The sequence below is a fragment of the Stenotrophomonas sp. 3diitr2024 genome, from assembly GCF_042136455.1.
GTDB classification, from domain to species: domain Bacteria; phylum Pseudomonadota; class Gammaproteobacteria; order Xanthomonadales; family Xanthomonadaceae; genus Stenotrophomonas; species Stenotrophomonas sepilia.
In genome coordinates this window covers 1-8358 of the sequence record NZ_JBHHMJ010000355.1, presented here as the reverse complement: position 1 = coordinate 8358, position 8358 = coordinate 1, and the positions used below count along the sequence as shown (strand labels likewise).

Annotated in this window: 9 protein-coding genes; 2 read left to right on the top strand and 7 right to left on the bottom strand. The window is 68.4% G+C overall.

All coding sequences use genetic code 11. The features are described 5' to 3' along the window. Window positions 1-42 precede the first annotated feature (42 nt). The 7 genes from rsfS to ABGA94_RS08945 all read right to left on the bottom strand — a co-directional run bounded on the left by rsfS (window position 43) and on the right by ABGA94_RS08945 (window position 6509). On the bottom strand, window positions 43-453 hold the full coding sequence (gene rsfS, locus ABGA94_RS08975; protein ID WP_005418109.1) for a ribosome silencing factor: 411 nt from the start codon (window positions 451-453) through the stop codon (window positions 43-45). A 58-nt stretch (window positions 454-511) separates the two neighbouring features. Beyond that, window positions 512-1177 (bottom strand): nicotinate-nucleotide adenylyltransferase, encoded by a 666-nt coding sequence (gene nadD / locus ABGA94_RS08970; RefSeq protein ID WP_005418110.1) that lies wholly within the window; start codon window positions 1175-1177, stop codon window positions 512-514. Between the two features lie 3 nt (window positions 1178-1180). Continuing rightward, a complete protein-coding gene (holA, locus tag ABGA94_RS08965) occupies window positions 1181-2218 on the bottom strand; it encodes a DNA polymerase III subunit delta (RefSeq protein ID WP_111126983.1) in 1038 nt (345 codons plus the stop codon). 12 nt (window positions 2219-2230) lie between these two features. Continuing rightward, a complete protein-coding gene (lptE, locus tag ABGA94_RS08960) occupies window positions 2231-2815 on the bottom strand; it encodes an LPS assembly lipoprotein LptE (RefSeq protein WP_005418114.1) in 585 nt (194 codons plus the stop codon). Between the two features lie 137 nt (window positions 2816-2952). Next, entirely contained in the window at window positions 2953-5595 is a 2643-nt protein-coding gene (gene leuS / locus ABGA94_RS08955) for a leucine--tRNA ligase (RefSeq protein ID WP_005418117.1), read from the bottom strand. 106 nt (window positions 5596-5701) lie between these two features. Next, window positions 5702-6301: a DUF998 domain-containing protein gene (locus tag ABGA94_RS08950; protein WP_049459673.1), complete on the bottom strand. Its 600-nt coding sequence runs from the start codon at window positions 6299-6301 to the stop codon at window positions 5702-5704. Between the two features lie 28 nt (window positions 6302-6329). Continuing rightward, window positions 6330-6509 (bottom strand): hypothetical protein, encoded by a 180-nt coding sequence (locus ABGA94_RS08945; protein WP_134956368.1) that lies wholly within the window; start codon window positions 6507-6509, stop codon window positions 6330-6332. 49 nt (window positions 6510-6558) lie between these two features. Here ABGA94_RS08945 and trxA point away from each other — a divergent pair, with 49 nt between their 5' ends. Together trxA and ABGA94_RS08935 are read left to right on the top strand one after the other, a co-directional pair. Continuing rightward, window positions 6559-7416: a thioredoxin gene (gene trxA / locus ABGA94_RS08940; protein WP_014038035.1), complete on the top strand. Its 858-nt coding sequence runs from the start codon at window positions 6559-6561 to the stop codon at window positions 7414-7416. A gap of 107 nt (window positions 7417-7523) precedes the next feature. After that, window positions 7524-8358, top strand: an 835-nt coding sequence (locus ABGA94_RS08935; protein WP_375367051.1) for a FecR domain-containing protein, incomplete at its 3' end; no start/stop codon positions are given.

The following is an 8358-nucleotide window of genomic DNA, read 5'->3' as shown; positions in this document are numbered from 1 at the left end:
CGGCGCCATCGGCGCCGTCGAAGGGATGCGTCAACGTGCGGCTCAGGCCACTTCGTCGTCGCTGGACGGCGGCTGGTCGCCGACGGTCCACAGGCGCTCGAGCGCGTAGAACTCACGCACGCGCGGCAGCATCACGTGGACGATCACGTCGCCCAGATCGACCAGCACCCACTCCGCTTCGCGCTCGCCTTCAACACCCAGCGGCATCACGTCGATGTTCTTGGCGAAGCGCACGACTTCATCGGCAATCGACTTGACGTGGCGGGTCGAGGTGCCCGAAACGACGATCATGTAGTCGGCAACGCTGGACCGGCCGCGCACGTCGATCTCGACCAGGTCCTTGGCCTTCAGGTCTTCGGTGGCTTGGCGGACGCTGGCCAGCAGTTCCGGCACGGACGGCGGCGGGCTGGGCAGATCGACCTTGATGGTCTGGGGCTGGGTCTGGTTGCTCAAAGTGGATCGACTCGATAAACGTGGGGGCGATTATACGGGGATGGCGCGGCCGCGCCATTCACGCCGTGGCCGGGCGGTACAGCCCGTGTGCAGCGACATAGTCGGCCACGGCCGGGGGCAGCAGTGCGCGCCAGGGACCGCCAGCGGCAATCTGCGAGCGCACTGCGCTGGCCGATTCCCCGCGTAGTGGGTGGTGCAGGCGCAGGATGCGCCCGGCCGGGCTGGCGAACAGGGCCTGCTCATTGTCGGCCCAGCGCCCTTGCAGGGCACGCCCCAGCTCGCCATCGATCGACGCCTGCAACGGACTGCCCGGCCGTTCGGCCACCACGAAGTGGGCCAGATCGAACAGGGCCTCCCATTCGTGCCAGCCGGACAGCCCCAGCAGGCTGTCGGCGCCCACCAGCCAAGCCAGCGGCCGGCTCGGGCCCAGCTCGCCACGCAGCTCGCGCAGGGTGTCGACGGTGTACGACGGGCGACCGGGGCAGCGGGTGGCACGATCCAGTTCGCGACGGTCCAGCAGCAGCCCCGGCTCGTCGCCGATGGCCAGCGACAACATCGTGCAGCGCTGCTCAGCGGTGGCGCCGGGCACCGCGCGGTGCGGCGGATCGGCGGCCGGCAGCATGCGCACGGCGACCTGCAGTTCATCACGGGCCGCGCGCGCGATCGCCAAGTGCCCGAGGTGCACCGGATCGAAGGTGCCCCCGTAGTAGATCCGCAGGCTCATCACTCAGGCCCGCGCCAGCAGGCGCACGGCACGCGGTTCGGCCACGGCCACCAGCAGGCGTTCCAGCGCCAGCCAGGCGTCGCCGTCAGCGCGCCCCTTGGCAATGCGGTCGACCAGCCCCGCCTCGGCCACGAAGCGCTCCCAGCGCTTGCCTTCCGGGTGCCGCTGCAGCGCGCGCTTGTAAGGCGCCTGCCGCGATTCCCAGATGCCGCGCGATTTCATTTCAGCGGCCAGGTTGCCACCACGCGCCTGCACGCGGGCCAGGCCTGCGCCCGCCAGCAGTTCGCGGATCACGATCGGCATCAATGCGGCCACCGCCTCCCCTTCACCGCGCAGGCCGGCCAGCATGCGCAGCACCGCCGGCGGCTGGCCGGAGAACGTCGCCTCCACCAACCGGAACACGTCGTAGCGGGCAGCGTCAGCCACCAGCGACTCCATCCGTTCCACATCCAACGGCTGGCCGTCGGCCAATAGCGCCAGCTTGTCGATTTCCTGGGCGGCGGCCAGCAGATTGCCCTCCATCCGCTCAGCCAGGCGCTGCACGGCAGCCGGGTCGGCACGCAGGCCCTTGCCGCGCAGGCGGCGCTCGATCCAGTCCGGCAGTTCGTGCGGCTTGATCGCCCATGCCACCGACAGCACGCCGATGCGGCTGACCGCCTCGGCCCACTTGCCCTGGTGGGCCTTGCTCCATTCATTGGCGGTGATCATCAACACCACGTCCGGCGCCGGGTTGGCGCAGAACTGAGTGATGACCTCGGCGCCCTCCTTGCCCGGCTTGCCGCTGGGCAGGCGCACCTCGACCAGGCGGCGGGCGCTGAACAGGCTTGGCGCATTGAAGCTGGCGTCAAGCTGGTTCCAGTCGAAATCACGCCCGTCGGCATCGAACACTTCGCGTTCGCCGATGCCCGAGGCGCGCGCACGCGCGCGGATGGCATCTGCGGCCTCCAGTACGCGCAGTGTTTCCGGGCCTGCGATCAGGTACACCGGCGCCAACGCGGTGTCAGCGCCCTGGCTGGCCAGCTGCTCCGGACGCAGTTCCATCGTCGCTGCCGCTCAGTGCTTGACGGCGGCGGCAGGCTCTGCCGGCACCGCGCCCTCGATCGGCTTGGCCTTCGGCGCGGACAGGCTGCCCCCCTTCTCGATCTCGGCGCGGACCACGCTGTCGATACGGCGGATGATCGAGGCGGACATTTCCCGGCGCAGCTCCGTGGCCAGGATTTCGCGTTCGGTGGTGGTACCGGTGGCGTCGGTCGGCGGCGACACGTAGTCGCGCGACAGTTCGATCACCTGCTGCGGCACCAGTTCGCTGCCATCCTCGCGGCGGAAGATGAAGATCACCGCATAGCGCAGGCTGTACTCCTGCGCACGACCCTGCGAGTCGATGGCGATCGGGAGGTCACCCCAGCGCTCGGACAACACCTGCAGCTGGGTACTGGGTTCCTTGCTGTCCTCATCGGCCAGCCTGGCACCAGAGGCCAGCAGGCTGCGATTGAGCAGCTTGACCAGTTCACTGTACGGGGCGGTGGATACCACCTTCACCGGGGCGGTGTCGGTCGGCAGCATCAGCTTGTTGCGCAGATGGAAGCCGCAGCCGGCGAGGCCGAGGACAAGAACGAGGGCAAGCAGGATTCGGGTCATGGAGACAGTCTGGCGGAGCCGGGCGATCACGGCAACACACAGCGTGCCCGAAGCCGCGTGAATGCAGGGCCATCAAGCACCCGGCCCTGCTTCTGGAAAGGCATCGGCCACCGCGCGGGTGGCCGGTGCGAGGTACATCAGGCGGCGACGATGTTCACGATCTTGCCCGGGACGATGATGATCTTGCGCACCGTCAGGCCTTCCATGAACCTGGCCGCGTTGGGCTCGGCCAGCGCCAGCGCCTCGACCTGCTCGCGCGCGGCATCGGCCGCCACCTCGATGGTGCCGCGCAGCTTGCCGTTGACCTGCACCGCCAGGGTCAGGGCATCGCGTACCAGCGCACTGCTGTCGGCCTGCGGGAACGGCTGGTCTTCCAGCAGCGTCTCGCCATGGCCCAGCACCTGCCAGAGGGCGTGGCTGGCATGCGGCGTGATCGGGTTCAGCAGCAGCACGACGGCCTGCAGCGCTTCCTGGCGCACCGCGCGGCCCTGCTCGCTGTCGTCCTCGAACCTGGCCAGCGCGTTCATCAGCTCCATCACCGCTGCGATGGCGGTATTGAAGCTGTGGCGGCGACCGTAGTCGTCACCGACCTTGCCGATGGTTTCATGGGTCTTGCGGCGCAGCGCCTTCTGGTTGGCATCCAGTGCTGCAACGTCCAGCGCCGGGGCGGCACCGTCGGCAGCATGCTTCTGCACCTGGGCCCACAGGCGGCGCAGGAAGCGCGCCATGCCGTCCACGCCGGCCTCGTTCCACTCCAGCGACTGCTCCGGCGGCGCGGCGAACATCGAGAACAGGCGCACGGTGTCGGCGCCGTACTTGCCGACCATCGCCTGCGGGTCCACGCCGTTGTTCTTCGACTTGGACATCTTCTCGGTGCCACCGACCACCACCGGCTGGCCGTCGGCAATCAGGGTGGCGCCGGTGATGCGGCCGCGCTCGTCACGCTGCACTTCCACATCGGCCGGGTTGATCCAGTCCTTCGAACCGTCCGGATTCGGGCGGTAGTAGGTCTCGGCGATCACCATGCCCTGGCACAGCAGGTTGCGCGCCGGCTCGTTGCTGTCCACCATCCGCGCGTCGCGCAGCAGCTTGTGGTAGAAGCGGAAATACATCAGGTGCAGGATCGCGTGCTCGATGCCACCGATGTACTGATCGACCGGCAGCCAGTAGTTGCCGCGCTTGTCGACAGCGTCACGGGCACCGGGCGAGGTGTAGCGGGCGTAGTACCAGCTCGACTCCATGAAGGTGTCGAAGGTGTCGGTCTCGCGCTCGGCGGCGCCACCGCATTCCGGGCAGGTGGTCTTGCGCCATTCCGGGTCGGTCTTGATCGGCGAACCGGTCCCGGAGAACGCCACGTCCTCCGGCAGTACCACCGGCAGCTGCTCCTCCGGCACCGGCACCGCACCGCACTTGTCGCAGTAGATCACCGGAATCGGGCAGCCCCAGTAGCGCTGGCGGCTCACGCCCCAGTCGCGCAGGCGGTAGTTGACGCGGCGCTGGCCCTGGGCCTTGCGCTCGAAACGTTCGGCCAGGGCTTCGAAGGCCCCCTGGAAATCCAGGCCGTCGAACTCGGCCGAGTTCACCAGCTCGAACGCACGGCTCTTGTCGCTGTACCAGTCCTGCCAGCGGCTACCGTCCCAGTTGCGCTCTTCGTCGGTGCGCGCATCCTTCAGCGCGATCACCTGCTTGATCGGCAGGCCGTACTTGTTGGCCACTTCGTTGTCGCGCTGGTCATGGCCCGGAACGGCCATCACCGCGCCGGTGCCGTAGCCCATCAGCACGAAGTTGGCGACCCACACCGGCACCGGCTCGCCGGTGACAGGATGCAGCGCGCGCAGGCCGGTATCCATGCCGCGCTTTTCCTGGGTTTCCAGTTCAGCCTCGGATACACCGCCCTGCTTCAGGTCGGCCAGCATCGCGGCCAGTTCCGGGTTGTTCTTCGCTGCGTGCAGCGCCAGCGGGTGTTCGGCGGCGATCGACACGAAGGTCACGCCCATCACCGTGTCCGGGCGGGTGGTGAACACGCGCAGCGGATCCAGCACGCCACCATCGACGTCGCGCACGTCGAACTGGATTTCCAGGCCCTCCGAGCGGCCGATCCAGTTGCGTTGCATGGTCTTGACCGATTCCGGCCAGCCATCCAGCTCGTCCAGGCCATCCAGCAGTTCCTGGGCGTAGTCGGTGATGCGCAGGAACCACTGCGGGATCTCACGCTTCTCCACCAGCGCACCGGAGCGCCAGCCGCGGCCGTCGATGACCTGCTCGTTGGCCAGCACGGTCTGGTCGACCGGGTCCCAGTTCACCACCGCGTTGCGGCGATAGGCCAGGCCCTTGCGCATCAGGCGGGTGAACATGCGCTGCTCGTGGACGTAATAGTCCGGACGGCAGGTGGCGAACTCGCGCGACCAGTCGATGGCATAGCCCAGCGATTTCAGCTGGCTGCGCATGTGGTCGATGTTCTTGTAGGTCCACGCTGCCGGCGCGGTCTTGTTCTTGATCGCGGCGTTTTCCGCCGGCAGGCCGAACGCGTCCCAGCCCATCGGCTGCAGCACGTTGTGGCCGGTCATGCGCTTGTAGCGGCTGATCACGTCGCCAATCGTGTAATTGCGCACGTGGCCCATATGCAGCGCACCGGACGGGTACGGAAGCATCGACAGGCAGTAGTACTTCGGCTTGTCCGAGGTCTCGTCGACCTCGAAGGCACGGGTGGCGTCCCAGTACTGCTGGGCGGCGGATTCAACCTGCTGCGGGTCGTAGGCGTTGGTTTCAGCGCTGGTCATGGAACACGCGGATGCGGCGGCAAAGCGGTACAGCGTACCGCAGTGCGGCAAACGTCTCCAATCCTGCCTGCTTGGGGGTGGGCGCCGCGATGCCCCGGGAGCCGTCTCAGCGTTGGCGCGACAGCGGCAGTGCGGCGGCCAGCCAGGCCACCCAGCAGGCGAACGCCAGCCGTTGTGCCAGCGGCGCCGGCAGGACGCCCTGCAGGGCAAACGCGGCCACCGCAGCCAGCACGCCGCAGCCCAGGGCCAGGGCGCCCAGGGCGCGGCCATGCGCCTGACGCAGCTGTGTCGTGCCCAGCAACAGGGTTCCGGCGACGAAGCCCAGCACCCAGATCATCCAGGCACTGGCATGCAGCTGGCTGGCGGGCCCATGCAGATCGTCCACGTCCAGCGGCAGCAAGCCCATCGCGGCAAAGCCCAGGCCAGCCAGCAGCAGCATCTGGCTGCCGACCCTCGGTGCCCAGCCGGCAGTGGCGGGCAGGCTGCGGCGCAGGCGCTCAGCCACCACCGCAGCGAGCACGCCGGGCAGCACGAAGCCAAGCAGATTGAAGGCCAGCGCATGCGGTACGCCCCGCGCCCCCAGCAGCGCCACCGGGTGGCGGGCCTGTGCATAGCCCTCCAGGCCGGCACCGAAGCCAGACACAGCCAGGACGAACACGACTGCAGCAAGCAGTCCCAACCAACGATCAAGCCGGACCATGGACATTGCGCGCAGTCACCCGGAAAAGAATGGATCAGCGCATTGTCGCGGCAGTGACGCAGTGCGCCAAGCGCGCGGCCGAGGCCGGGTGCTTCCGGCGCACCTCGGCCAGCACGCCGGTCAGCTCCGGAAAGCGGGTGATCCACGGGCTGTGCTGCGTGCCACGCCCCCGAGGCCGTCGCGCGCGATGTGACGGCAGGGTTGAGACGGACATCGATCGTCACCATAGAATCGGTCTCCAGATGCCAAGCGATGCTTTCCCCATGACCGAGACGACCTACGTATTCGACGCCACCACTGCGACCTTCGAGGCCGAAGTCCTGCAGAAGTCGCTGCAGACGCCGGTGCTGGTCGACTTCTGGGCCACCTGGTGCGGGCCGTGCAAGACCCTGGGCCCGATGCTGGAAAAGCTGGCTGCCGAGTACAACGGTGCGTTCGAGCTGGCCAAGGTCGATGTCGACAAGGAACAGCAGATCGCTGCGGCCTTCCAGATCCGCTCGGTGCCCACCGTATTCCTGGTCAAGGGCGGCCAGCTGGTGGACGGCTTCCCCGGCGCCATTCCGGAAGGCCAGCTGCGTGAGTTCCTGGCCCAGCACGGCATCGTACCGGCCGATGTGGGCGATGCTGCCCCCGAAGATGACGCCCCGCTGGATCCGCAGGCGCAGGTCGATGTGCTGCGTGCGCAGATCGCCGCCGAGCCGGACAAGGATGAACTGAAGCTCGACCTGGCCCTGGCCCTGCTGCAGATCGGTGGCGTGGACGAGGCAGGCACCCTGATCGACGGCCTGCCTGCCAATCTGGCCACCGACGACCGTGCCGTGCGTGCCCGCGCCCGCCTGGCCTTCGCCGCCGCGCTGAAAGATGCCCCGGCCGCCGAGGTGCTGGAGGCACGCATCGCCGCTGACGGCAAGGACCTCAAGGCCCGCCACCTGCGTGGCGTGCAACTGCTGCTCGGCGGTCATGACGAGGCCGCGCTGGCCCAGTTCCTGGAAATGCTGCGGATCGACCGCGGATTCGAGGAAGGCCTGCCGCGCAAGGCCCTGATCGACGCCTTCAATGTGATCTCCGACGAGGACCTGGTCGGCCAGTACCGCCGCAGGATGGCGTCGCTGCTGTTCTGAACGGGAACCCGCTCCGTTCAGAATTCCTGCACTGAACGCGGGCAATAATGCCCGCGCTGGTGGCCACGCGGTCGCCACGATCCGTTCGGGGGGATGAGGTCGGGGCCATGGGGTCTTGCAGCTGCACCCCCGCATTGCCGGGATTGCAAACTGTGACCGTCGTCCGCTCTCTGTCGTTCGCCATGCATTTAACGGGCGCTCTGCTCTGCGCCCTCTTCCTGATGCCCGCCATTGCCGGCGCCCAGGACTGGAACTATCGGGTCCGGCCCGGCGATACCCTGTGGGATCTGGGCGGGCTCTACCTGAAGCCCTCGGTACGCTGGCAGCAGCTGCAGCAGCACAACCGCATCGACAACCCTTACCAGTTGCCGCCGGGCCAGCTGCTGCGCTTCCCGATCAGCTGGCTGCGCACCGAACCGGCGCCGGCCCGGGTGCTGTCCGTGCGCGGCAAGGTCGCGCTGGCAGGCGCCGATGGCACGGCGACCCGCGCGCTCCAGGCCGGCGAACAGCTGCATATCGGTGACACCGTGGAGACCGAAGGCGACTCCAGCATCACCCTGGAATTCGCCGATGCCTCGCGCCTGCAGCTGCGCGAGTACTCGCGCCTGCGCCTGGATCAGCTGAGCCGTTACGGCCACACCGGCATGGTCGACACCCGACTGCGCCTGCAGCAGGGGCGAGCCAGCAACCGGGTGACGCCGGCGCGCGGTCCCGCCTCGCGTTACATCATCGATGCGCCCACCGCGACCAGCAGCGTGCGCGGCACGGTGTTCCGGGTCAGCGCCGGGGATGACGGGCACGTCGGTGCCACCGAGGTCCTGCAGGGCAAGGTGCAGGTCGGCAACTCCCATGGCCAGCGCCTGGTCCGGCCGGGCCAGGCCACCCGCAGCAGCAGTGCCGATGCGGCGCCCGCTGCGGTCTCTGCACTGCTGCCGGCGCCCG